This is a genomic window from Paenibacillus tyrphae (assembly GCF_024158745.1).
Taxonomy (GTDB): domain Bacteria; phylum Bacillota; class Bacilli; order Paenibacillales; family NBRC-103111; genus Paenibacillus_G; species Paenibacillus_G tyrfis_A.
This window is the reverse complement of sequence record NZ_JAMZAW010000031.1, coordinates 1-25,515: the sequence shown is the minus strand read 5'-3', so window position 1 is coordinate 25,515 and position 25,515 is coordinate 1. Positions and strand designations below refer to the sequence as shown.

Annotated in this window: 18 protein-coding genes; 16 read left to right on the top strand and 2 right to left on the bottom strand. The window is 49.5% G+C overall.

Features of this window, described 5'->3' with window-relative positions; all coding sequences use genetic code 11:
• Positions 1-164 precede the first annotated feature (164 nt).
• From NI000_RS31705 to NI000_RS31645, 13 genes are all read left to right on the top strand, one after another.
• Positions 165-8,549 (top strand): non-ribosomal peptide synthetase, encoded by an 8,385-nt coding sequence (locus NI000_RS31705; protein ID WP_253415331.1) that lies wholly within the window; start codon positions 165-167, stop codon positions 8,547-8,549.
• Positions 8,546-9,424, top strand: a complete 879-nt coding sequence (locus NI000_RS31700; protein WP_253415330.1) for a hypothetical protein — start codon at positions 8,546-8,548, stop codon at positions 9,422-9,424. The genes NI000_RS31705 and NI000_RS31700 overlap by 4 nt, the downstream gene beginning before the upstream one ends.
• Before the next feature lie 226 nt (positions 9,425-9,650).
• On the top strand, positions 9,651-11,966 hold the full coding sequence (locus NI000_RS31695) for a hypothetical protein (RefSeq protein WP_253415329.1): 2,316 nt from the start codon (positions 9,651-9,653) through the stop codon (positions 11,964-11,966).
• 164 nt (positions 11,967-12,130) lie between these two features.
• A complete protein-coding gene (locus tag NI000_RS31690) occupies positions 12,131-13,507 on the top strand; it encodes an extracellular solute-binding protein (RefSeq protein WP_253415328.1) in 1,377 nt (458 codons plus the stop codon).
• Positions 13,508-13,758: 251 nt separating this feature from the next.
• Complete coding sequence (locus tag NI000_RS31685; RefSeq protein ID WP_253415327.1) at positions 13,759-14,238, top strand: DUF6530 family protein; 480 nt, start codon at positions 13,759-13,761, stop codon at positions 14,236-14,238.
• A 25-nt stretch (positions 14,239-14,263) separates the two neighbouring features.
• The gene (locus NI000_RS31680) at positions 14,264-15,373 is read left to right on the top strand and encodes an AAA family ATPase (protein WP_253415326.1); all 1,110 of its coding nucleotides are present in this window, start codon (positions 14,264-14,266) and stop codon (positions 15,371-15,373) included.
• Between the two features lie 35 nt (positions 15,374-15,408).
• The gene (locus NI000_RS31675; protein ID WP_253415325.1) at positions 15,409-16,485 is read left to right on the top strand and encodes a vWA domain-containing protein; all 1,077 of its coding nucleotides are present in this window, start codon (positions 15,409-15,411) and stop codon (positions 16,483-16,485) included.
• A 28-nt stretch (positions 16,486-16,513) separates the two neighbouring features.
• Positions 16,514-16,873 (top strand): GIY-YIG nuclease family protein, encoded by a 360-nt coding sequence (locus NI000_RS31670; protein ID WP_253415324.1) that lies wholly within the window; start codon positions 16,514-16,516, stop codon positions 16,871-16,873.
• Positions 16,874-17,068: 195 nt separating this feature from the next.
• Complete coding sequence (locus NI000_RS31665) at positions 17,069-19,033, top strand: hypothetical protein (protein WP_253415323.1); 1,965 nt, start codon at positions 17,069-17,071, stop codon at positions 19,031-19,033.
• A gap of 86 nt (positions 19,034-19,119) precedes the next feature.
• Positions 19,120-19,428 carry a hypothetical protein gene (locus tag NI000_RS31660; protein WP_253415322.1) on the top strand — a complete coding sequence of 103 codons (309 nt, stop codon included), beginning with the start codon at positions 19,120-19,122 and terminating at the stop codon, positions 19,426-19,428.
• A 93-nt stretch (positions 19,429-19,521) separates the two neighbouring features.
• A complete protein-coding gene (locus tag NI000_RS31655) occupies positions 19,522-19,779 on the top strand; it encodes a hypothetical protein (RefSeq protein ID WP_253415321.1) in 258 nt (85 codons plus the stop codon).
• Positions 19,780-19,943: 164 nt separating this feature from the next.
• Positions 19,944-20,360 carry an SMI1/KNR4 family protein gene (locus NI000_RS31650; protein WP_253415320.1) on the top strand — a complete coding sequence of 139 codons (417 nt, stop codon included), beginning with the start codon at positions 19,944-19,946 and terminating at the stop codon, positions 20,358-20,360.
• Between the two features lie 35 nt (positions 20,361-20,395).
• Positions 20,396-20,701, top strand: coding sequence for a hypothetical protein (locus tag NI000_RS31645; protein ID WP_253415319.1), 306 nt, complete (start codon positions 20,396-20,398; stop codon positions 20,699-20,701).
• 202 nt (positions 20,702-20,903) lie between these two features.
• Here the strand turns inward: NI000_RS31645 and NI000_RS31640 are convergent, their stop codons facing one another.
• Positions 20,904-21,473: a hypothetical protein gene (locus tag NI000_RS31640; RefSeq protein ID WP_253415318.1), complete on the bottom strand. Its 570-nt coding sequence runs from the start codon at positions 21,471-21,473 to the stop codon at positions 20,904-20,906.
• Positions 21,474-21,796: 323 nt separating this feature from the next.
• Here NI000_RS31640 and NI000_RS31635 point away from each other — a divergent pair, with 323 nt between their 5' ends.
• Complete coding sequence (locus NI000_RS31635; protein WP_253415317.1) at positions 21,797-22,186, top strand: hypothetical protein; 390 nt, start codon at positions 21,797-21,799, stop codon at positions 22,184-22,186.
• Between the two features lie 336 nt (positions 22,187-22,522).
• On the opposite strand, the gene NI000_RS31630 is transcribed toward NI000_RS31635, so the two are convergent.
• Entirely contained in the window at positions 22,523-23,947 is a 1,425-nt protein-coding gene (locus NI000_RS31630; protein ID WP_253415316.1) for a hypothetical protein, read from the bottom strand.
• Between the two features lie 586 nt (positions 23,948-24,533).
• Between NI000_RS31630 and NI000_RS31625 the strand changes: the two genes are divergently transcribed.
• Positions 24,534-24,845 carry a hypothetical protein gene (locus NI000_RS31625; protein WP_253415315.1) on the top strand — a complete coding sequence of 104 codons (312 nt, stop codon included), beginning with the start codon at positions 24,534-24,536 and terminating at the stop codon, positions 24,843-24,845.
• Between the two features lie 259 nt (positions 24,846-25,104).
• A complete protein-coding gene (locus tag NI000_RS31620) occupies positions 25,105-25,476 on the top strand; it encodes a hypothetical protein (protein ID WP_253415314.1) in 372 nt (123 codons plus the stop codon).
• Positions 25,477-25,515: the final 39 nt, after the last annotated feature.

The following is a 25,515-nucleotide window of genomic DNA, read 5'->3' as shown; positions in this document are numbered from 1 at the left end:
CAGCCCTGAGTGATACTTTAGGGGGCAGCCGGTACGGCTTGCCGCTATTTTCGAATAATAGGGGCCAGGGCGAACCCGTGGGCGATTACGTTTTCCATAAGATCCGTTTGGGGAACCGACAATTCAAAGCAATGACTGAATTTGTCCGCCGGCATCAGCTTTGTATGCCATCTTTTCTAACAGCGGTATGGTCTGTCCTGCTATCCCATTATGCCAATCAAAATGAGCTGCCCGTTTTGTATTCCGTCATGCCGGACGATTCCGGGGGCGAAAGCTATCTTAACTATCCGCTGCTCGTCAACATTCGGAAGGAAGATTGTCTTCTGGATTTAGTGTGCAACGTCAAAACGCAATTGGATGATCGGAAGACAGGCGGCGGTTCTTGGAGCGAAACGTTAGCACGGCAAGCCGAAGGGAGCCTTTCTGCACCGGGGCGCGGCGACTATTTTAATGTCGGCATTTTGGAAGCGCGCGGAAGGAGTCTGCTACCGACTGCCAATTCGGAGGCATCAGATCGTCGTGGTATGGACCAGCCGGAGATTGCATTCCGTTATCGTTACAGCCTCGACGAACTCGAATGTGCGGTGCAGTATGACGGCAAGCGTTTCGGCAAAACACAGATCTCCAGGCTTGTGGGGCAGTTCCGGGTGCTGCTGACCAACGCATTGAATGGCCCGGAGAAGCCTATGCTTTTCCACCCTTTCCTGACCGCAAGCGAAGGGAAGCGATTCCTTCGATGGAACGATACGGACAAGGCGTATCCCGCGCATAAAACCGTGCATCAATTGGTCGAGGAACAGGCGGCCAAGACGCCGGAGGCGGTCGCTTTGGAGTTTCGTCTGCAGAAGCTGACCTACTTCGAATTAAACCGCCGGGCTAATCGAATTGCCCGCGTTATTGTGGATGCGTATCGGAGGAAAGAGCAGGACGATCTGCCGCGAGGGACACTGATTCCCATCATAATGGAGCGAAGCGCGGATGTGATACCGGCTATGCTGGGCGTGATGAAGACGGGGGGGGCTTACCTTCCGGTCGATCCCCAGTATCCGGAGGAACGCATTCGGTTTATTTTGGAGGACGTTCAAGCCCAAATTATTATTACGACCAGCAGATTGGCCGCCAAGCTGAAGCCGGTCATTTCTCAAGCCGGCATGGAGGCGGGGGCGCTTATTTGTATCGACGAGTGGCTTGCACAGCCTTGCGATTCCGCTGAAAATTTGAACGTTGAGGTCAAGCCGGACGATCTGGCATACGTCATCTATACATCCGGCTCCACCGGAAAACCGAAGGGCACGCTCATCGAACACGCCGGACTTGTTGCGCTGATTCCTTATCTTCTCGACAGGTTTGGGCTAACTTCAGATACGCGAGTGCTGCAATTTGCTTCCATCAGCTTTGATGCGTCAGTTTACGAATGGATCGGCACGTTAACGGTCGGCGGAACGCTCGTTGTCCTGTCGGAAGAGGAACTGCCTCCCTATGCGGATATTTCAGATGTGCTCGAGCAAAAAAACATTCACCTTGCCATGCTGCCGCCGGCCGTCTTACGAACGATGAGTAAGCGGGACTTGCCCGGCTTGCGCACGCTCGTGTCGGCCGGAGAGGCTTGCGGGCCAGATATCGTGAAGGATTGGGGAAAAAACCGGGTATTCCTGAATGCCTACGGCCCGACTGAAGTGACGATTATTTGTTCCGTAGGGCTTTGCCGTCCGGGGAAAAAAGTGACGATCGGGCGGCCCGTTTATAACAAACGGCTGTTTGTCCTGAATCCGTTCGGCCAACCGGTTCCGGTCGGCGTTCCCGGCGAGTTGTGGGTGGGCGGCGTCGGGCTGGCCAGAGGCTACCTGAACCGCGAAGAGCTGACCAAGGAACGGTTCGTCCACAAAGAGCTTGTGATGGGCGATGGGCATGCTCCGCAAATCGAGAGGTTATATAAAACAGGAGATATCGTCCAATGGACGCCGGGCGGGGAATTACTATTTATCGGCCGCAGCGACGATCAGGTCAAAATTAGAGGCTACCGCATTGAACTGGGGGAAATCGAGCATCGGCTTCGGCAATATCCGGGCATCCGACAATGCATGGTCCGGGCGTGGCACGACGGGCATTATCAGAAGCTGGCGGCTTACTATACCTCTTCCCAAGAGCTGGAAGAGACCAAATTGGCGCAGCACTTGACCTCCGGGTTACCGGCCTACATGCTTCCGTCTTACTTTTGCCGACTGGAAGCGTTTCCTTTAAATACAAACGGCAAAGTGGACCGGTCGGCGCTTCCTCATCCAAGTACGGTGTGGGAGCACTCTTCCGAAAAAGCGTCGGAAGTCGGCGAAGACGAAATGGAAAAGCGGCTGCTTCACATTTGGCGGCACCTGCTCAAGCGGCAAAATATCGGGGTCGACGATCATTTTTATGCCGTTGGGGGAGACTCGATCCTCGCCATACAGACGGTATCCATGGCCAGGGATCGCGGAATTGTCGTGACGCCCAGACAAGTGGCGGAGCATCCGACCGTGAAGGCTTTGGCGGCCGTAGCCGCTTGGGTAGACGGCGAGAAGCAGAAGGAGCAGGCCACCGAATTGCCGGGCGAATTCGGGCTGACGCCGATTCAGCACTGGTTTTTCGAGCAGCGGTTCGAAGAGCCGAACTATTTCAATCAGTCGCATATGCTGCTGCTCAGCCATTGCGACTCGGCAAGGCTGGAGACGGCTCTCAACCGGCTGGTCCGGCTGCATCCGGAGCTTGCGGTGCAATTCGTAAGGCAGGGGCATACGTATGCGCAGCGCTACCGAACGGATGCCGTCGTACAGCTTGCTTCCTATACCATTCAAGAGACAACCCGCCCCGATCCGGAAATTTCCGCCATCTGCGCGAAATGGCACGGCCAACTGAACTACGAGTCGGGAACGATACTTCGTACTGGTGTGATCAGAGGCCATCCCGACGGTAAAATTCGTCTGTTCCTTACCGTTCATCATCTGGTCATCGACGGGGTTTCCTGGAGAATTTTGCTTCAAGAGCTGTACCAGTTGTACCACGGCGCCGAGCTGCTCCCGGTTCCAAGCCCGTTTAAAAAGTGGCAGGCTGCGATCACGGACTATGCGCAAAAAGAGGACATACGCGACCATATCAGCTATTGGAGCGATGAACTGACCCGTTCCGTCGCATTCCAGTTACCTGTAGACCGTAGCGCGGATAATCTAAGCAGCGCCGAATCCGCGGAGCTAATTGCAACGCTGCCGCTAAGCGATACGCAGCGGCTGCTGCACCGGTGCGCTCACGCTTACCATACGCAGATCAACGATCTGCTGCTTACCGCCTGGTCGCTGATGCTGTCCGCCTGGTCCGGACAGGAGACGGTTGCCTTCCGGTTAGAGGGCCATGGACGGGAGCACTCCGTATCCGACATGAACTTGACCCGGACGATCGGCTGGTTCACGTCGATGTTTCCCGTATACATCCGTTTATCGGCTGACGTTTCTTTGGGAGAAACGATCAAATCCGTCAAGGAGCAGCTGCGCCGCATTCCTGACCGGGGCATCTCGTATGGGGCTCTGCGGTACTGCCATCCGGACGAGGCGGTCCGAACGGCCTTGACCGCTTCCGAGCCGCAGGCGTTGTTCAACTATTTGGGCCAGTTCAATCAAGCCGAAGCCGGGGAAACGAACGAATGGTTAAGCTTCAGTCGCGATACCGCACAGGATCATAGTTCGCTGCGGAACCACGGAACGAGTCTGTTGGAGCTTAACTGCTCCATCGTTCAGGGCCAGCTGCATATGTTCATGAAATACAGCAGACGTCATTACGAGGAAGCGACGATTGCCGGGTTGACCGATTCCTTCATCTCCTGTCTGCTTTCCATTATCGAACACTGTGAGGGGAAAGAGAGCGAAGAGTTTACGCCGAGCGATTTTCCACTGGTTTCCATCGAACAGCATTCACTAGACCGGATCGTAAATACGTACCATGCACAATACGGTTTGGATAAAATGCTGCCGCTTAGTCCGTTGCAAAAAGGACTTTTGTTCCATTATTTGGACCATCCGTCCTCCGACCAATATTTTGTGCAGACGAGCTGGAAATACGAAGGCAGGCTCGATGTTGCCCGTTATCGGGAAGCGTGGCAGCGTGTCGTTGCCGAAAACGATTGTTTGCGGACGTGCTTCGTCTGGGAAGCGCTGGACGAGCCGGTACAGTGCGTCGTTCAAGCAGCGGAACCGGATTGGACGATAGAGGATATCAGCTCGCAGCCTGCGGATCGGCAGCAAGAGTACTTCGAACGGTGGATGACGCTGGACCGCGAGCGCCGCTTCGACCTGCGACGGCCCGCGTACCGATTTGCGTTGATTCGCAGCGGTCCGGAGGAATGGACGGTAGTTTGGAGCTACCACCATATTTTGCTGGACGGATGGAGCCTGCCGCTGCTGCTCAACCGGGTTCACGACCTTTATGAATGCAGCTTGCAGAACATAACGCCTCACCGCAATCCGTCGCTCTCTTTCGAACCTTACATGCGGTGGCTGATGGCGAAGGACCAGACGGAAGCCGAAACCTTCTGGAAGGCTTATTTGGCTGACGTTACCGAGCCGACCCCGCTGCCGATGGAGAAAAGCGGCTTGCGCTTCGATGTCGCCCACCAACCGATCCGCAAGCAGCAGATCGAAACGCTGCAATTGGATAGAGGCTTTACCGGACGCATGACAGCGTTTGTGCAGCAGACGCAAATATCGCTCAATACCTTGGTGCAGTTCGCTTGGGGAAAAGTGCTGCAAGTGCTTCATGATGCGGATATAACCGTATTCGGCATGGTCGTGTCCGGCCGTGGGTCCGATCTTGCCCAAGCGGACCGTATCACCGGCTTGCTGATTAATACGCTTCCTTTGGTGATGCATTGGAATACGGAGCAGTCCGTCGCCGACTATGTAAAGGAGCTTCATTACACGATTCAAAAGCTGAACGATTACTGCTACGTCAGCCTGAACGAATTGAAAGGCTGGAGCTCCGTGCAAGACCATACGTTGTTCCACAGCATCGTCGCTTTTGAAAATTATTTGAACGACTACCGTCAGCCGGCAAGCGGACTGAACATGTCGGCGATGGAGGAACGCGAGAAAACGAATTACCCACTGACGATCACCATCGCGAGCGACGGAGACCGGATCGTCATCAAGCTGATTTACGATGCCGACCGATTGGAGCAGGAAACGGTGCGCCGGTTGACGGACCATCTGCGTCAGGCTTTGCATTTTGCGGTGGAGCATCCGGATAGCGCTGTCGGAGACATTCGTTTAATGACCACAGACGATTACGACCGAATCGTCTACGATTGGAATCGTACGTTCACGGAGTATCCACGGGAGAGTTCGGTTCCCGAGCTGTTCGGGGAACAGGTCCGGCTCCGGCCTTCTCAACCGGCGGTGATCGCATACGACACGGTCGTGACTTACGAACGGCTCGATCAACTATCCCGGCATGTGGCGAGCTTGCTCGCGGAGGATGTGCCGGTTCGCGGGAAGTTCATCGGCGTCTGTCTGCCGCGCTCGCTCGAATTTATCGTTTCCATCCTGGGCATCTTGAAGGCGGGCTGCGTCTATGTGCCGATCGATCCCGATTTCCCGGCGGAACGCACCCGCGACTTGGTCCGGGACGCCGGATTGGACACGATCATCACCTCGCGTAGCGGAGCGGACAGCCTGGCGGAAGCTTGTCGGGGTGTGAGCTTAAAGCTGATCTGCGCCGATGATTTAGACACCGTTACCTTTGTGGGACAGGAAGAAAAAGGAAAAGTCCCCGTGACCGCCTGCGATCTTGCGTATCTGATGTATACGTCCGGTTCGACGGGCAAGCCGAAAGGCGTGATGGTCGAGCATCGGAGCATTGTCCGTCTGGTGAAGCATACGAACTATTTCCCGTTTTCCCCGGATATCAAGCTGCTTTATACCGGTTCGCCGGTATTTGACGCTTCCACATTTGAAATTTGGGGCATGCTGCTGAACGGGGGCCGCCTGTTCGTCGTTTCCAAAGACGATCTGATGAACGTCCGCCTGCTGGAGCAGCGGATGAAAGCATGGGGCATTAATGCGTTATGGCTCAGTGCCGCATTATGCAATCAGTGGACCCAGGAGAACGAAACGATGTTCGCCGGACTCCGTTGGCTGCTCGCAGGCGGCGAAGCGTTATCGCCGAAGCCGATCAATCGTTTGCGGCTCGCGTATCCGTCGCTGACCATTCTCAACGCCTACGGTCCGACGGAGAACACCACCTTTTCGACGAGCTACCCGATCGAGCGGACTTTTCAACGCGACATCCCCATCGGCAAGCCGATCAGCAATACGACCTGCTACATTTTGGACAAAAGGGGACGTGTCCAGCCTGTCGGAGCGGTCGGAGAACTCTACGTGGGAGGAGACGGCGTCGCGCGCGGCTATTGGAAGCAGGAGGAGCTGACGCGGAAGGCGTTTGTTCCGAATCCGTACGCTTCCGCCGAAGATCGCGAAAAAGGAAGAAATTTGGTGCTGTACCGGACAGGAGATCTCGGGAGATGGCTTCCGGACGGCAACATCGAGTATATCGGGCGGAGCGACGGCCAGTTGAAGCTTCGCGGCTTCCGGATCGAACCGGGAGAGATCGAGCACCGTCTTGGCTGCTATCCCGCCGTCAAGCAATGCCTCGTCGTCGCCCGCGAGCTCCATGGGGAACTGCGGCTGATCGCTTATTATACATCGGAAATCGATGAACAGGATATCCAAGAAGAGCGGCTTCAAGCTTTTATGGCCGACGGCCTGCCTTCGTACATGCTTCCTTTCCGGTACGTTCGGCTGGAGTCGTTTCCGTTAACGGTGAACGGGAAAATCGACCGGGCAAGGCTACCTATGCCGGAAGCGCGGCGTACCGGGCAAGCGTCCGAACCCGGTGCCGCAACCGAGCTGGAACAACGGATGGAGCAGATCTGGCGCGCTGTGCTGAAGCTCGATCACATCCGCAAGGATGAAGATTTTCACGCGTTAGGGGGCCATTCGCTCCATGCGCTGCGCATCGTCAGCCTGCTGCAAAAGAACGGCTATCCGGTGACGGTCAACCAAATCTTCCGGGAGCAAACGATCGAACGTTTGGCCCGCTCTTTGAGCGAGACGCTCCCGGCTTCGGATTCGGCTCCGGTGGCCCGTCCGGATACGGAAATGCAGACGTACCCGAATGACGGATTTCCGCTGTCGGCGGTGCAGAGACGTTTTTTCAACCGCGACTTGAAAAACCGCAACATGTTCAACGTGCCTTATCTGGCTTTGCTCAAGCAGCGGATGACGAAGCAGGAGATGAACCGTGCGCTTCAGCTCCTGGTCGATCGACATGCGGCCCTACGGCTAACCTTTGCCCGACACGATCATGGAGAATGGTACCAATACGAGCGTGACATCGATTACGACCGGGCACTTACCTATGTGGATTTGCGGGAGACCGAGGCTTCCCACGATGCCTTCATCTCGGACTATTGCTCGAAGCTTCAGCATGAATTTGACATCGGGGAAGGTCCTTTGTGGAAAGCCGTATTGTTCGACCATTATGGCGGCGGAAGCGGGCAGGTGCTGCTGCTCTTGTTCCATCATCTGATTTTTGACGGAATGTCGATGAACATCTTTTTGGACGATTTCCGACAGCTTCTCTTTACGGGGGCTGATGGAGAGCTCGACAGGGAAGCGGGAAGCAGCTACCGCGATTGGTGCCTAGCGCTGACGCAATATGCAGCCGGGGGCATACCGGCCGAGGCGGCAGCCTATTGGAGGGACGTTGTCGGAGGCGGCAAGTCTTTGCAGGTCGATTGGGAAGCACAGGAATGGCCGGTTCATCGTCATATGGCGACGATCACCTATGATTTGCTGGAAGACAACGAGCAGATTGGCCTGTTGAAAGCGTTGGCGGCACAGCGGCAAACCACCCCGCTCGGCGTCCTGCTAGCGGCACTGTCCCGGGCTTGCTTCGATTTGAAAAAGCAGCCCGACCTGCTGCTGCATCTGATGTCCTACCAGCGCGAGTCCTTTTTGCCGAACATCGCGATAGACCGCACAGTCGGATTTTTTGCCGGGGCGTATCCCGTACGAATCCGCATCGGGAAGCAGGAGCTTGCGGGCGATGCCGAGGCACTGCTGGAGCATGTCAAGCAGATGCTGCACGATATTCCCAAGGAAGGCATGGACTATTTTGCTCTGCGGCACATCATTCCGGAGCTTCATCCGGAGGCGGAGCCGCTTATCGATGAAAGCCGCATGCTGTTCCACTACCAATCGGAGGAAACGGCTTGGCAAGCCGACGATTTCTACGAACCGTTGACCCTTCCGTACGGAAATACCAACGCGCCGGACAACCCTTCCGCTTATTGGTTAAACATGACGGCTTGCTTAAAGCGGGACAGGCTGAGCTTGACTTGCTATTACAGCATGCTGCACTACGAAGAACAAACGATTGTCGGGCTGGTGCGCCGGTTTGCCGGACATTTGCGTCATTGTATCGAGAGTTACGCGCTCACAACGACAGGAGAAGGGAGTTTCCGGTCATGAAAATTTATGAATTTTGCCCGTTTTTCAACGAAAACCGGGTGGCGGAAATCAAACTGAAAGAAGATGCCCGCTGGATCGACGAGCTTCACGTGATCGAAGCCAACAAGACATTCAGCTATGCCGACAAGCCGAGAAACTTCGATCCGGCTTATCTCGGTCCGAAGGTGGTTTACCATTCGCTGCAAGCGGACAATGTGTTTCGCAAGCCGGAACGGCACCAATTGTATTTTAACCCGGAGACTTGCCAAGCGGCGAACTTTGACCGCTGGTATTGGCGCTTGCTGAGCTACAACAGTGCATTTCATAACGAAGCGTACCAGAGAAGCCGGTGCTCTGACATTTTGAGGGAGCGGGTCGAGGATGATGATGTCATCATTCTGGCCGACTTCGACGAGATCATCGACAGCCGGATGGCGGACCGGATTGTCTCGGAGGTGAAAAGACGTCAAGTCATTACCGTCAAAATGCACTATTCCGTTTTTTTCCTGAATCTATTCTGCCGCTCCAATCACGGCGCTCCTCATTGGAGCTACCGCGTCTTTGCGATGACCGGACGATTTTTCAGAAGCATGCCTTTCTCGGCGGATTATTTAAGGAAGAAGGGGATTGCCGAAGGGCTCTATCCAGACATCTACTGCCTGGAGGAACCGGCCGGGTTTCATCATTCGTGGCTGGACTATCGCCAAACCGCACTGCCCAAGCTTCAAGCGTTTGCGGCCAATGTCAAGGACAAAAGTATCGTAAACGAGGATTACATCAAGCAGTGTCTGGACGATAAAAAGCTGTACTATCTCGATACCGAGCTTTACGTGGATAACGAAAAACCGTTTTTGGCCGCTCTGCAAGACATCCAAACGGCGGATCTGTGGTATTGAAATCTAGCTAAGAACCCGAAGCTTTTTCGGGTTCTTTTTTTATAGTTACAAAAAAAAGGATTGACAACGCTTACATTTTCGTGAATGATGGATGTAGAAAACAAACCTGAAACAAACCAAAAGTCGTTACCGTTTGATAATCTTAATATTATATAAACCAATATGGAACCAGAATGAAAAGTTCAAATCGGAAAACGGATACCCGGCGAAAAGGAGCTGTTGAACGATGTTCTACTCAGAGAATGGAACAAACGGCAAGGCGAATGAAGCGATCAGCAGACGAAAAGTACTGAAAACCTTGGGAATCGGAGGGGCGATATTGGCGGGCAGCGCCTTCGGCGGCACGCGGTTTGCCTCGGCGGAAAGTCTGGAATCCAGCGGCAAGGGGGATCGTCAAGTAATGTGGGTCGCCAGCGTGGAGGAGCTGATATCGCTCCCACCCGGCCAGCTCAAGGAAAGCTTGCATGTGTTCGTTGGCGGCTACTACAAGAGCGGCGACGGGGGAGGCAAGCTGGTTCGCTATATGGCAGGCAGCGCCAAAGCCGATAACGGCGGCACGGTACATAAGCCTGCGAAAGGCCAAGGCCGCTTTGAAGTCGTGCATAACGGCGTGGGAGATTTTCGCTGGTTCGGCATTTTCGATGCGAAGACGAATGCGGACGGGGCGCTGGACGCGCTGGTCAACGATCTGTCGATCCGCCGTGTCGAAGCGTACTCGGACCTGAATTTCGTCAAGCGCCATGTATTTCACCGCAGTGATATCGAGATTGATTTTCAGGGGCACACCGTAACGACCGAGGGGATCGAGCTGAATACGGTAGACAATCCGTTTGGCGCCGTTATGTTTTTCCAAGGGGTCAAAACCGACGTGGTCCACACCGTGACGCTAAGCGAAGAGCTGCCGGAGTACTCGGATATTTTCGAGGTCGCCGATTCGTCCATCTTCGTGGTGAACAGCTGGTGGCACGCGCAAATCAAGAACAATCCTGGCGGAAGCGCGCAGCGTGAGCTCGATTACCTGATCCAAGTAACGGAAATTCTCGATGCCACCCATGTCCGCTTCAATTATAAGCTCGGCTGGCCGCTGGCGAAGGGACGCCAGTTGACCTACCGGAAGATCAACCCGGCTTTTCGCTGCCATGTGCGGAACATGAGCTTTATCGGCATCCCGGTGCCGCCTAACGGTACGAGCTCCCGGCCGTTCCCGACTTGGGACCAGATCGGGTCGAATCCGGTCGCGTACGAATTCGCGGTCGAATGCGACGCATCGGGCATCAAGGCGACCAAAGTGTTCTGGCCGGTCGTCATGCGCAGGTATAACACCCATTATGTGACGGAGCGCTGTCAACTGATGAACCCGGAAGAACGCGATTGGGGCGGCACCGGCTATTTGACGCAGCAGATCAACGTGCTGTACGGTCACGTCAGGGATTGCAACACGAGCAATGCCCGTCATTTGAACGATTTTACGTGCGCGGCCTACTGCATGGTCGAGAACTGCCACGGAGACGGCGACGAGTACGGCCCGTTCGTCACACATGGTCAATTCGAGCACGATCTGACGTATATCAACAACTCCGGTCTGTTGTCGTTCGCGAACAGCGGCTCGACTTGGGGCCATAGCGCCAAGCGGGTGACCGTCAAGAAGCATATCGCGTCGCGGATCGTCGCGCACAAGCGGCTTACCGACCTGACGCTTGAGGATTGCCATGCCGTCGTGACGTATACGAAGCCCGGTGTGAAAATGGCGAATTCCGGCTCGTTCTGGGTCAACATGGACGGCCTGCAGATGCGAGGCTGTACGGCGCAAGAGATGATTACGATTTCGAGAAGCTCCTCCCGGGCCAAACGGAAAAATATGATCGACAGCTGCACCTTCGGCATGCTGAAGGGATATGAAATTGCTCGTCCGATCCGCTCAGGAACGGCCCAAGTCGGTTACATGCCGTGCAGCGGGGATTTGACGATTCTCAACAGCGAGTTTTACAACGTCGAGGATGTCAATTTGGGAAGCATCGATAAGCTGACGCTCATCAATACGTGGTTCAAGGGCCTGCCTCAGGTAGGAGGCACGGTCAAGGTCGGCGCGCGTGAAATCGTCATGCAGGGCGGCGGACTTGTGGATTGCTGCTTCTTGTTCACCGGCGCATGGGACAAGGTCGGCGACGTCAACAATCCGAAAAATAAACCCGACCAGTGGATCGCGATCGACGGCGGCGCGGTATTCAGCGGAACAAACGGCGAGAAGGCGTTCCTGAAGAGCGCCGATCCGGCAAACGTCATCACGTGGAATTTCGGAAATTGCAGGAGCGCCGCTGCGGACGCGGACACGGTACATTTCCAGATCCAAGGCGGAACGAACAAGCTGAAGGCCGTCGGCGCCCACTTCACGGGCGGCAAGTATGAAGCGGCGGACGGTGCTTTCGGAGGCGGAGGTTACTTCTTCATGACATCGTGTCTGGAAGAGAAGGTCAACCGGACAGCGCTGCCGGCGGAAAACAATACGGTGAAACACAGCGCCGGCAATTTTTCGATTACTTAAGCTTGACGGGATTCACGGTATAGCGGCATCGTTATGCCGTGAATCCTTCGTACGTTGACATGGAATAGGAGAATATTGCTATAATAACAACTATTAGAGCGGATACAGGATTCGTCCCTATTTCCTGTTCTTTACCGTGTATCGGATGGAAATGAGGTCTAAGGATGGAAGCAAGGACAAGTCGCAAAACGCCCCGCGAGCGGCTGAGCGAATTCGTCAGTACGCTGCGGGAAGACATATTGACAGGAAAGCGGCCGGTAGGAGACTATTTGCCTTCCGAAAAATCTTTCGCTGCGCAATTCCAGTTGAGCAATCAATCGGTGCGAAAAGGGCTGGAGGTTCTCGTTTCGGAGGGACTGATCGAAAAAATACCGCGCGTCGGTACGAAGGTTGTCGGTCCTATGGACGGAGCTTTCGTTACGGTAAAGCTGGGCTTTCACAGCTCCGTCACCGGAGAAGCGGGGATTCATCAACTGTTGTCCATCTTTCAGGAGGAAAACCCGCATATTCGCGTACAAGCTGTGCCTACATCCAGCACCAACTACAGGTATATCAGTGAGTACTTGTCCGGCGGCATCCTCGATGTGGTCATGATGAACTTTATGAATTTTCAGGAATGTGTGGAGAACGGAGCCGAAGGGCTGCTGGAGCCGATGGAACGCAATCCGGAGTTGTATTCCTTCCTGTCGGACGCGTTTAAGGTGAATGACCGCCAGCTCGTGCAGCCGTTTATTTTTTCTCCGCTCATTCTTTGTTATAACCGGGATCATTTTCGAGAGGCACATTTATCCGAGCCGGACAGCAGCTGGCAGTGGAACGATCTGATCGACTATTCTTCGCGGCTTGCCATTCCGGGTGAACGGCTTGGCTTTCATTGCGACTTGTATTCGTCGAACCGCTGGCCTCTTCTGCTGTTGCAGACCGGAGGAAAGTTCGAGCGGCACGAAGACGGCCGGCTTAAGCTTGCCGGTACGCCGATGCTGGACGCGCTTCGCTACTGCGGGGAGATGAAGCATAGTATTCCCTCACTATCGGAAGGGGTTACGACCGGCGAATCGGAGCTGCTTCTGGCCAAGGGCAAAGCGTCGATGATTATGACCAGTTATTTTTATTTGAATTATTTGCTTGGCGAGCGGGTATCCTTTGACATCGCACCCGTACCGCATCTGGGCACGCCGATGACAATGCTGCTGAACATCGGGCTGGGGATCAATCGGCAGTCGCGCGTCAAGGCTGCCGCCGCCAAGCTGGTGGAATTTTTGACCGGGTACAAAGCCCAGCTTTTCGTTCGGCAGAACACGTACAGTCTTCCCGCCAGAAAATCGGCCGCCGAGTGGGTAGGGGGAGAAAAAAGGTATCTCCCGTCGCGCTTTTCACTATTTCGCGAAACGATTCCCGGCTTTCGGTATTTTACGGATTTGGCGATCAGCGCAAGAGAGCTGTCCGTCATCAACCAGGAACTCAAGATGTATTGGGCCGGCTTGGAAACCGAGGAGGCACTGTGCTCCCAAATCGAAGAGCGTCTGGCGGTTGGTTCATGATAGTCATCCGGAAATTTCACGCAATAAATAAATAGAGCCGCAAGGTTATAGACTCCCAAATTCTGCTTTGGATTGAACAAGAGCCGGGTTTCCCCATCATAAGGGAAGCCGAAACGGCTCTTTTTCTTTTTGAAGCAGCCGGTCAACCAACGGATTGACATTCGATCAAGTGAAGGATACAATGAAGTTGCAATTTAGTAATTTAGTAAATTAGTAAATCAGTGATTTAGTAAATGAAAAGAGGTCATAACATGAAAATACCGACTACGTTAAAGCATAAGCCAGTTGTCGTTTCCGAAAATTATGAGCAGGTTGACGGCCGATTCGCCCGCAACACGGATGCCAAAGGTCTATCCTTGGGATTGGCCCAATGGAATGACAGGGGAAAAATCGATATTTCGGCCAAGGTATGGCGATACACAGGGGAAAAATGGTCCCGGCAATCGGAGGAGATGCCTCTTCACCGCGTTCTTGATTTGTCCATTCTGATTTGCCGGACGATGGCGCATTTTCGCGAAGCTTACCGGTATGAGCATTTGTATGACCCGCAGGAGCCGGTGATCGACCGGGTCGGTCTGCAAGGGGATGCCATGACTGTGTCCATCTGTACGGACAATGAGCGTATCAATGAAGATATCAAGCTGTTCAATCAGGCTCTGAGCGACGACGGCGAGCTGATCGGGGAACGGTTGCGCACGTTATCCAGAATTTTGAAGGACATGGGGTATTAACTTGAATTAGAGGAAGTGGTTAGGAATGAATCAGGAATATGTATTGTCTCCTGCAAGACAACTGACCGATGCGGAACAAGCGCTTGTATGGCAAAAGCCGTCAACGCATAAGGCCAGCGAAGAAGAACGACGCATAAGCGCGGAAGTCAAGCGCAACTGGCACCGCGGGGAAATGAAAATCGCCAACATTTTGTTGGAGGGCGATGCAGGCTCGGGAAAAACGCAGCTCGCCAAAGCATTGTCGGCGAATTTTGGGTTACCGTATACAAAGGTCACTTGCTTTGCGGATATGGATAAATCGGATATTATCGGCGCAATTTTGCCCGTGATTTCCTCTGAGCGGCTGGAGAAGCTGGAGCCTGCGGACCGGGCGGCTTTGAAGGCGTTGTACGAGAGCGACGGTTTTCAAAGCGCAGCCGGAGTTTTGACCGACGTCTTGGGAATCGCCCCGGAGCAGGCTGCCTTAAAAATGAAGCAGCTGCTGAAGCTGGCTGCGGAAAACACCGAAGGCGAGGCGGTAGAGTATCGATTCTACCCTTCCGAGATCGTCCGGGCTTATCAGAAGGGGTACGTCCTGGAAATCCAAGAGCCGAACGTCATTCGGGATGCCGCGGTGTTAATGGCACTCAATTCCGCCTTAGAACTGGATGGCAGCATTAATCTCCCTACGGAAATCGTGCGCAGACATCCGGATTTCATATCGGTCATCACGACTAACCGCAGCTACGCAGGGGCCAGGCCGTTAAACGAGGCATTGCGCGACAGAGTTCAGCACTCGGAAAAGATGGATCTGCCGACGAAAGAAGTGATGATGGAACGCGCCATGGCCAAAACCGGTTACAGAAATGAACGGGTATTGGACGTTTTGGCAGACACCATTATTATTCTGGACAAAACCGCCCGGGCCAATGCAATTAAAGGGGTGGCCGGTATGCGTTCCTATTTCTACTGGGCCGATGCGGTCGCCGAAGGGGCCTCCGTGAAACAATCCCTTTATCATAAAGTCATCTACAAGATCACAACCGACTCCGAGGAAATCAAGCTGTTGGAAGATGCGCTTGCAAGCCATGGCTTGACGGCAAGCTTGGATGAGGTTGAAACTCAAGTAAAAAAAAACGGGATTCTGAAGCCTTAGAGATCAAGACTTGGGGAGATGTCGATAGTACCGACTTGGATCTAGACCATCCTGCGGACGATGACGCGATCGCATTGAAAAAAAGCGCGGATAGCGAAGAGAGCTCGTCCGACCGCATCGATGATTCCGATGGTTCCGAGGATGATGCCGGCATGGAAAGCTCGGATTTGGGGGAAAGCAACGCTCCGGCCTATCATCCGGCCAACCCTGAATCCGTGTCAGAGGAGGCGAAGCGGCAAGAGCGCAATTTCCGCAAAAAGCTGAATCAAGACGCACGGGAAGTTGTGTCCAATTCAATTCATCATAAGGTAAAGCTCGTCGTTCACCGTCCGGATTACGATCAGGCAAACCAGCAGGAATATGTCCGCCTGAGCAAGGGACTAATGCCCATCGTAGGGGAAATTGCAAGAAAGACGCTTCCGCTGCTGGAGCAAGAGGCTTCCTTTGAATTTGCAAGAAATCATTACTACGGCAGCAAATTTCAAGCGGACAGCGTGGCTTACCGGGATTTCAGGTATTTTGCCAAAAAACGCCCTCCGACGGAATCGCCTTCGCTTGTGGTCGGTCTGAGGGTCGACGAATCGGCATCGATGACGGCTTTTGGCAGATTGGAAGCGGCCAAGCGTGCAGTCATCGCCGTATATGAATTTTGCCAGCTGTGTCATATCCCCGTTTTGATCTATGGCGATACGGCGGATACTTCCAGACTAGAGCAAATGTCGATTTATGCCTATACCGACTTTGATCGAACCGATGCGAATGACCGTTTCCGACTAATGGGGATTCGGGCCAGAAGCAACAATCGCGACGGCATGGCTTTAAGAATTATTGCGGAACGGCTGGCTGTCACGCCGCAAAAGACGAAGCTCTTGATCAGCATCAGCGACGGACAGCCCAAAGCCATGGACGATTATACCGGCAGCTATGCCATTCAAGACATGCAGCAGACGATTGCCGAATACGAGCGGAAAGGAATTACATTTCTTGCCGCCGCGATCGGCCAAGACAAGGACGTCATTAGCCAAATCTATGGGAATGAGCGATTCCTGGATATTACCAATCTAAATGAATTTCCGGCCAAGCTGGTTCGGATTATCGCCCGGTATTTATGATTTACGGGCCCGGAAGGAGAGACAAAACATGGATAAAAGCAAACGCAAGGAGCTGCTGGAGGAATTTAAGCAGATTAAGACTTACATGGGGATCATCCAAATCACGAATAAAGTCAACGGCAAAATTTTCGTGGACAGCTATCCGAATCTGAAAAACAAATGGATGACCATCAAGATGCAGCTGGATATGGGGAGATTCGCCAATTTGGAGCTGCAAAAGGATTGGAAGGAGCATGGAGCCGAAGCCTTCACCTATGAGGTGCTGGAGGAGCAGAAAACGGACGATGTGACGGATATGAAGTGGGAGCTCAAAATGATGGAAAAACCGTGGCTGGAAAAATTGCAGCCTTACGGGGACAGAGGATACAACAAGCCGCCGAGGCAGTGAATCCACTTCCGGTCGTTACACCGCCCCGCAAAGCAAGGTTGAATCAAGGAAGGGAATCCGGGCGCTTTGCGGGGAGCCCGGGTATGCAGGAATTTTTAACTGGGTCCTAAGTATTTCTGTATAAATTGGAGGAATTAGGAACTGAGCATCGAATCCTAAATTATGGTGTTTTATTCATTAAATAGGAGGATGTTCATGAGCGAAAAGGCCGAAGTCCGTCAAATTAGCTCCTTATCGGAGGGACATGAGGAACAAAAGCCGACTTTTATGCAAGCTATACAAGAAGAGATAAGTCTCCCTTTCCCGATCGATAAATTCAGATTTTTAATTAATGAATTATCCGTTCAACAAAAACGAGCAATAGCCCATTTCTTAAATTTCCCCATCGTTTTCTCCAAGTATAAGAAATTTCCCGATGCACTCTTTCATAAACTACTCTTCCAACTGCAAAAACATTATCTCACCTCTGATCGAGAACGACTTTGTTGGGTTATCATATTCACCGTATTCGATTTGTTAAAAGACGAATCTCCCGTCTCCCTGGAAACATTTTTGGCTGCAAAAGAGGAGAACATCTTAAAATTTGGGCGATGGCACGTGTACTGGGCTCTCCGGTTTCATCCTGGCCGCGCGACAGGAAGAACATCCTGGGAAAAGGCCATAAGAGAGCTTGAAGAAGGATTAAAAGAGAAGGCTCCGGAAGCGAAGAGTCCGCAAGATGACCGTTCCAACGACGAAAAGCATACTATTATTGAGCAAAAGTTGAAGAACGAGGTTGCCTTACGCCAGACGAGGGAAAAGGAAGCCGAGCAGTTGCGTAAGGAGCTTGGAATTCAAACGAAGAAGCTGGAAAAAATAGAAAGCGAAAAGAAGCAATTAGCGGCGGAATTCATGATATTGAAAGAACAGGCGTCGAAGCAAAAAACGGAAGCGGAAGCCTGCCGGATTCAGCTGGAAGCTCGGCTGGATGGTTTGAATAAGGATAAAAACGATCTGCTAGTTCTGGTGAAAGAAGCCGAATTGAAAGTCGAAGAAATGAAAGCCAATGTGATAAAAATAGAAGATGAATTGGAACAATGGAAACAACAGTATGAGAGGAAAGGACAAAGTAGCACGGAAGAGCTTATCGGGCTTCTTTTAAATTCCTTGTTGCCGGAGTCGGACAAACTTTATCACGAGCTTCGGCAAGCCAATCCGGAGAACGCATCTGTTCTTAGGGCTCGGATAAGGAAAATTTTTGACTTGATTGATCTTTTGGAGCAGTTTCAGCAAGGAAATGGGCAGGTGCAATCTAAAGATCATCTACAGATAAGCGATAATTCGATTGAATCAGCACCAAGCATACCGGAAGTGAGCCGGGATTCTTATGTTGGTACGTTCTATCGTCGCGATCATGGCGGTTACATCGTGCTGGAGGACGGAACAACGTTTAACATTACGGAATCGATGATCCATCAACACGGGCTTGAGCATGAAGCCGAAGTGCAATGCTCGCCAGGCAAACAACAAAACGGCATGACCCTATATGAAATCGAGCTCCTGCTTCAAGGAGACGATACCTATGCTCCGGTCCGCCAATTTGATGGATATGTCGAGCTCGGAGATCATTTCACGTGGTACTGTGTAGACATCAACAATTCACAAAACCGATATCCTTTGCACCGACGAGATATTGAAATACAACAACCTAATCACGGGGATCCATGTCTATTCAATGTTGCTCACGAAGGACGTTTTGCCCGATTATCCCGATTGTACCGGAAAACAAAACAGTCTGCGGCCGAGCAGGAATTCAAAGCAAATAAACCATCTTTACTTAGGAGGCCAGCCGAGAAGACGAAGCCGGATCCATTCTTGGATCAGTGTAAAATCGTAATTGTCGGCGGTCTGCGGAAATGGTTCGAAGGGGTTGTGGCGGAGACAGGCGCAATACTCGTACATGATAGCGGCGACGCCCCGGAACGCATTCACGCGGATTTAAGCAAAGCCGATGCTTTATTTTTTCTACTGACGGCAACATCGCACCGAGCTACCTGGAGCTGCGTTGAAATTGCAAAGCAAAGACAAATTCCGCATTTTGTTATTCAAGGGTCAAAATCAAACTTACGCATGCTTTTGTGGGAGAATCGGGAGTTAATTAAACGGAAGCAAAAAATATAAATAGCGACGAATTTATTGTCTTGTTCAAACAGCTACAGTAATGCTCAGGTACTATCAAGAAAAGAAAACAGGGCAAAATGGGATGAATGAACAAATCAGGAGTGATACTATTGTCAAATAATTGGCTATTTAATGACTTACCTAACACAATGATTTTAACAACTAAGGATGTTTTAATAATGAAAAAGCCTATTCTGTTTGTTTCACATGATGAGGATGACGGCATGTGGCAGTTTCATTGTGGAGAAGATGTAGATATGGATAATGCAACTCTCGTAAGTCTAAAAGAAATTGTGGACTATGATATTTCTGTAACAATTCTTAATGATTTACCGCTTGGTTGGATTGCTTGGAGGGAAACTGAATCTAGTCATTGGACTAGACAGAAAAATTAAAATTTTATCTAGAACCTTGATTGGTTTTATGTCTTTCAAGGTTTCTTTTGTGGAAACCTATTAAAGAAATCTTTGGGAGGATTCGACAAATAAATGAACACTGAACAAGCCATTATGTTTTTGAAAGACAATCAGCCCTTACCCAAAGATAGTGAAGAAAGGTTCGATATCATCAAAAAGTATGACGAAGTAAGGATTCACTTTTTAAACAATCCTGATCCTAAATGTATCCCGTTATTTTTGAATTCTTTTGGTGGAGGAAGTGGTTTTGGGGTATATCAACATATTGAAGATGTTTTATTAAAATATTCTACAGCGCAAGAGAAAAAGAAGAAGATCAGGAAGTGCTAGATCTAATTCGAGAAGCCTTAAATGATTAAAAACAAAATGCTTCTTTGCTGAGCAACCTTCATTGGCACTAGCCTTTCAAGGTTGCTTTTTTAATAATCTGATGGTTTTTATCGCAGCAGCGGTACATATTTCTCATAAACTAAACTTATTGGGGGTAATTGTAAGTGGATTTTAATCAGTTTAATGAACATGCAAACCGACTAAAGGCTTCAAATCCGATATGGTTCGCTCTTGATGCAGACCCAGTTGGGATAAAAGCTGAAATTAAGATTGTAGAAAAACAGTTGAATGTTAGCTTGCCTGAAGATTATAAGGAGTTTATTGAGGCCTTTGGTGGTGGTTATTTTGCCTTCACAGTTATCTTTTCCGTTTCGGCAGATAGTGAATGGAATATAGCAAATCAAAATCAATCAATAGGCTTGTTGGAAAAACAGCATTTTCTTGCTGTGTCAGATAATCAGGCAGGCGATTACTATGGATATATAATTGAAAATGGATTGAGTGAAAAAAATCTGTTTGTTATGACCATGATAACCGCCAAATTGAACGAACGAAGTACCGAAATCTCTTTGAATATCTAGTGGAAGTAGAATTGAAACAAAAAGTTTAAATTGAAATGAACCTTGGTTGGCTTTTTGTCATTCAAGGTTTCTTATTAGTGGGCACCTTAAAGCCTGGTGACCCATCGGTGGTTGCAAAGCAACGTCGCAACCCTGGAAGCTACAACGACCGTCAATGCACGATATTCGGTGCTGGACGGCGAGCGGCGTCCGGCTGCGTAGCGGCAGCCGCATGCGCACGGGTATCGGATGATGGCTTAACCACTCGCCCCGGTCTACTTTTAAAGACTTTTGAAGACTTTGAAATCGTTATAAATTCTTTATATCTTTTAAATATTTCAAAGAGTTTCAAATCGTTTTAAAATGTTTTAAAGTGTTTTAAGGATTTGTCTGAATTTGTATACGTATGTGTTGAATAACCCTTATTCAAATAATCGTTCTAATTTAAGCATACATAAGAACATGTAGAGTCTCCCTGGAATTACCGAATTTAAAAATGAATGCTGCCACTAATTGTGTGGCAGCATTTGCATTGTTGCTAAACTAACCTCTTCGTTTGCGTTATCACCGATCTACTTCCATTAATTTACTTTTTACCCAAGGGAAATAGCTTAACACCTTATCCTCATATTTATCTAGTTCTTCTTGATACAAATGCATATGTGGTTCAGGATACATTAGTGGTTTATTATATTCATCAAATCCAAGGCGATTCAATAATAACTTAAATTCCTCAACGTTACCGTAAGCTAAAATAATGTTTTCTTCATCAAAAACAAAATAGGTTAGTCTCTCATCTGACGATCGAATAACAATCCTATGACGACTATCGTATTCAAAATATGTACCAAATTTCTCTAAAAACTCAGTAATTGTTTTTAAGTCTACTGCCTCCATTTTGTATCGAGCCTCTTCGTTGTTGCATCTTGAACTCCTCAAGATATAAAATATTTCATATTTTTCTTTAGTAATCTTAAGCAGTTCGCTTATTACGAAGATGGCTTTATCACCCGGCCAAATCACAAGTCTAGAAAATTTTTCGTAGTCCTGTTGGAAATACACTAGTCGATCTGCGAAATCATTAAATTCTTCTATAAATTGAGAATCGCTGAAAAATATGAACTTTCTATTCATTGAACTGAATCGATCCTTCCACTAAAAATTTATAAATGTGTCAACTATATATTGATTATTTCTATATATTTGACGCCAATAAGTGGAAAAGGTTTCTTCGCTAACTGTCCATTGAACAAACTACTATCTGCATGGAGTAACTGCCCTTCGCGTGTCATCGGGAGCGACCAGCCGAGACTAGTATAATATACACACTATCTACTGATTGTTTCCAGGATTAAGTATTAAAACTAATCTTCCCTCTAAAAGTGAGATGGAGGATGGATAGACGAGGGACAAGCGATCTGTACAATAGAAAGTAATTACATACGGGAGGAGTTCAAATGAGCTATGATCTAATGGCTTTCGAGGCATCCACGGCACCGAAGGAAAGTAAGGCGTTTATGGATTGGTACGAGCGGCAAGTGCAATGGTCGGAAGACCATGAATATAATGATCCTTCAGTCTGCTCGGAGGCGCTGCAGCGCTTTTACAGGGATCTATCAAAGCATTTTCCCAACATGAATGTAGATGATGAAATTTTTGAAGCTTTGGAGGAAGCCGGAACTGATAACCGCTTGACTGACTACTCGCTTGGTTCTGCCGTCATCTATGCGGCTTTCGCTTTTTCCGTAGCTGAGGAAGCCTATACGACAATGCGGGAATTAGCTTTAAAACATAAGGTAGGATTTTTTGATGTCAGCAGCGACAACGGCGAAATAATTTTTCCATGAAGTGAAATAAATGCACCCGACAAAAGACTAATGGGTACGTTAGTTCAATGAAACAGCGACAGTCTAGGACTTCATATTCTCGTCCCATGTCGCTGCTCCAATTTCTCGACGTCCGGCTGCATGAAGCCGGCGAACGGACCGCGCGCCCCGAGTGTGACGGCACTAGGCCGCGCACTCCGAGAGCACCGGCATACGCAGCAGGGATTACCGGTCTCGTAAGACGAGCGTCCAGTACCGTCATGAGACCCGATCACGTAGGTATCGGGTGGAGTACCGTCCCGACGAGACCGTAAGTTATCGGTCTCGGCCACCCAATGATCAAGATGGATTTTTTTGTCATGGTTTCATACGAGGCCCACACACAGGTGAGCTAGGATGGGTACAACAAATTGGTGGAATTCTAAGGCAGCCCAGAGGGGCTACTTCGACAATTACGTCTATATGATTCTGTACATGTACGCGATTGATGTCCGTCACGTCAACCTGTACAAGCCATGTTCCTGTATTGAAAAAGGAGATGTTAGTTATCTTAGAGGCGGGATTTATGACTGAGCCATTGGAACTCCATGCGATCGAAATTGGATCTTCCAAATTTTCATAATTGATCCTGTATTCCTGTATTACGCCGTGCGGATGATCCAATCTGATACTACGCGGACCAACGATGTCAACGTATGGCCTAGCAGGAATGGGAGGGGAGAAAATAATTGTTGATAGCGTATCATCGAAAAGATATGAGTGTTCTCCTGGATCATCATCTGTCGGTTGATGATTGATGAAAATCCGATCCACTGGATGAAGCGGGTTTGCACGAAGAGTTGGTACGATCACATGATATTCCTCACCTATAGTGATTATAAATGACCCTTCCTCATCATTATGTGACTTATTCTGACAATGCACCCATTTACCCTGTGGTCCAATGAAAAGTATAGAGCTGACCCGGTCCTCCCATGTGGCACCGGGTTCAAAAGAAATGTCATCCAGTAAAATATCGTCAGTTACCACATAATTTGAACCACCAACGGAGGGAAGGGCATTTACCAAAGAATCAAGACCGAGAAGAAAGCTTGCAAAAGAACCTATTTCTTTAAGCGTATAGACAATGGAATTAAGCCTCTCTAGGAAGAATCTAAGTCCCGCCACACTCTCAAATGGTGAGCTTGATGGGACTAAAATCAGGACACTTTGTTGTAGGTTGATACCTTGGTACAGTGCCAAAACGGTTGGAATCTGGAGGGAGGGGATAAGGACTTCCACAAAGGGAAGGTCGTCGATCCAACCCGTTGTTAAAATGTTATCAACCGACAGCCTTACTTTTATATGGATTTGTCGTCTTTGTAGCGGAGCAGTTCGCAAATTGTCTCTCGTCAGTTCAACCACATGTGGCTTAAAAAGAAACACTACATCTGCAACTTGTGTATTTGCATCACGTGGAGCAGAAAGGTTCGGCTTAACTAAGAACTCTGCCGGGGTTCCGTCATCTCGATTGGCACTCCAGCTAATTTCGACTTTTACCACGGTAACGGGTAGAAGATCAGAAACAATTGGACTCAAAGGCTCATGCGAAGCAGGTGACGTACCCTCTGTAATCGGTCTCTCAAATGCATGTAGATCCGAATACACGGGCAATGTGTTTCCCAGTTGGTCGGTAAAAACAACACCAGAAATATTTGGGGCAACAAGCTTGGCGAAGATCGGTTCAGGCAACTCTGGTTGCCCCGGTGGCGGAGGGGATGGAAGTTGAGGATCAATATACATTAAGTGGGCAAGCCTTTCTAAGTCGATTGGCTGAGATATGATGGAATCAGAGATCGAGATGGGTATAGGCGGACAAAGCTCGCCCGATGATTTTCGTACCTGAATATGGTAATTATTCTGTTGGTCAGGTATACAAGGACGGCTATCAGGAAGGATTGTAACGATTTCCCTGTCTGTCCAAGATATTAGACGAAGATTAATTGATGTGTTGTTACCGCACACTAATAAGATACTGCCAGCCATGCTTCCAAAGCCGTCGAGTAGTGACGTACCCGTAATAGTAAGTTGATTGTTTGGTGGACCAAAAGTCGCTTGTACGGAATTAGGAGCACCAGGAACTACAGAGTAAGTTGGACAACTCATAGTGTATTCCTTTCTAGACACGACTGCATGCCTGTAGAAAATTCAAACATTAAAATTATTTTCTGTTTAGCATTTTTTATTCAGATAAAACGACCAAGCGAAAACACTATGTTCAGGTGGTTGGATGTTTCATCTATTCATATACAACATTTAAGTTAACTAAAGACTTTATTATCGCTGAAATGATGGTACAATTTTATTTCCTTAAGGAAGGGTGAAAATAATGGCAGTTTTTTTATGCAAATGTGGCAAACATTTATCTACAACCGAATCTCCGAATGATATCGAGTTAAGGGTCTATACAGATAGGGAATGGGATTCAATCACTCAGAACGATTCTGTTGACCCACTAGCAATTCCGTTTCCTAAATATGACGTATGGAAATGCCCGCAATGTGCACGGATTTACTTCTTTGATTCAGAAAGTGGTAAACCTGTAAAAACTTATGCATTAGAAGAGAATAATTTAGTTCTTTTAACCTTGATTGGCTTGCCTTCAAGGTTTCTTTTTTTGGAGGGGGTGGGGGAGAAATGAAGCCATCATCAAACAATAACACATATAACTTATGTATTACCCGTATGAAGATTCACCGTTTGAAATGTATACACCTTAATTCGTTTATGCCGAGGTGAACCATGTCTATTGAAATCGATGTGAAATTAACTAAAGAAGATATCTCACTAAAAAAGTTAGTAGAGGAGCTTTAAAAAATGTAGCTTTGTTAATTAATTGTCGCAATGTAACATCACTGCATATTGTTGAGATAGAATCTGGGACAACTTGCTTGGTTACCATGGAAGAAATATTTCAGGAGAATCGCCTATTTTTGATCTATTTTCAAGATTCTAATGATGAACGTGTAAGCATTACATTAACAAAAATCGAAACGATGTCACCATATATTAACATAGTTGAAGCAGGAACTTGGATAACGATTGGTATTGAGGGCAGTCGAAGTCGAGAGGCAGTACAATTTTCTTTAGCGGCAGGATTAGCTTATACACTTGGTAAGTTAAATGATTCAATAATTTTGGATGAGGTAGGATATTGGTCGAAACATCGTGAATCAACACCCAGTGAGTTTTATAATGAACTGGCACAGGAAAAAGAGCATAATAAATTTTCATTTATACTTACCTGGAAAACGATAACTAGAAAACCTTGATTGGCTCCGGACCTTTCAGTGTAAACCACAATGCGAACT

What these genes read in the sequence shown, in the direction of transcription:
- NI000_RS31705 (WP_253415331.1), top strand. Translation starts at nt 165, where the DNA reads ATGCCATCTTTTCTAACAGCGGTATGGTCTGTCCTGCTATCCCATTAT.
- NI000_RS31700 (WP_253415330.1), top strand. Translation starts at nt 8,546, where the DNA reads ATGAAAATTTATGAATTTTGCCCGTTTTTCAACGAAAACCGGGTGGCG.
- NI000_RS31695 (WP_253415329.1), top strand. Translation starts at nt 9,651, where the DNA reads ATGTTCTACTCAGAGAATGGAACAAACGGCAAGGCGAATGAAGCGATC.
- NI000_RS31690 (WP_253415328.1), top strand. Translation starts at nt 12,131, where the DNA reads ATGGAAGCAAGGACAAGTCGCAAAACGCCCCGCGAGCGGCTGAGCGAA.
- NI000_RS31685 (WP_253415327.1), top strand. Translation starts at nt 13,759, where the DNA reads ATGAAAATACCGACTACGTTAAAGCATAAGCCAGTTGTCGTTTCCGAA.
- NI000_RS31680 (WP_253415326.1), top strand. Translation starts at nt 14,264, where the DNA reads ATGAATCAGGAATATGTATTGTCTCCTGCAAGACAACTGACCGATGCG.
- NI000_RS31670 (WP_253415324.1), top strand. Translation starts at nt 16,514, where the DNA reads ATGGATAAAAGCAAACGCAAGGAGCTGCTGGAGGAATTTAAGCAGATT.
- NI000_RS31665 (WP_253415323.1), top strand. Translation starts at nt 17,069, where the DNA reads ATGAGCGAAAAGGCCGAAGTCCGTCAAATTAGCTCCTTATCGGAGGGA.
- NI000_RS31660 (WP_253415322.1), top strand. Translation starts at nt 19,120, where the DNA reads ATGAACAAATCAGGAGTGATACTATTGTCAAATAATTGGCTATTTAAT.
- NI000_RS31655 (WP_253415321.1), top strand. Translation starts at nt 19,522, where the DNA reads ATGAACACTGAACAAGCCATTATGTTTTTGAAAGACAATCAGCCCTTA.
- NI000_RS31645 (WP_253415319.1), top strand. Translation starts at nt 20,396, where the DNA reads ATGAACCTTGGTTGGCTTTTTGTCATTCAAGGTTTCTTATTAGTGGGC.
- NI000_RS31640 (WP_253415318.1), bottom strand. Translation starts at nt 21,473, where the DNA reads ATGAATAGAAAGTTCATATTTTTCAGCGATTCTCAATTTATAGAAGAA.
- NI000_RS31635 (WP_253415317.1), top strand. Translation starts at nt 21,797, where the DNA reads ATGAGCTATGATCTAATGGCTTTCGAGGCATCCACGGCACCGAAGGAA.
- NI000_RS31630 (WP_253415316.1), bottom strand. Translation starts at nt 23,947, where the DNA reads ATGTATATTGATCCTCAACTTCCATCCCCTCCGCCACCGGGGCAACCA.
- NI000_RS31625 (WP_253415315.1), top strand. Translation starts at nt 24,534, where the DNA reads ATGGCAGTTTTTTTATGCAAATGTGGCAAACATTTATCTACAACCGAA.
- NI000_RS31620 (WP_253415314.1), top strand. Translation starts at nt 25,105, where the DNA reads ATGGAAGAAATATTTCAGGAGAATCGCCTATTTTTGATCTATTTTCAA.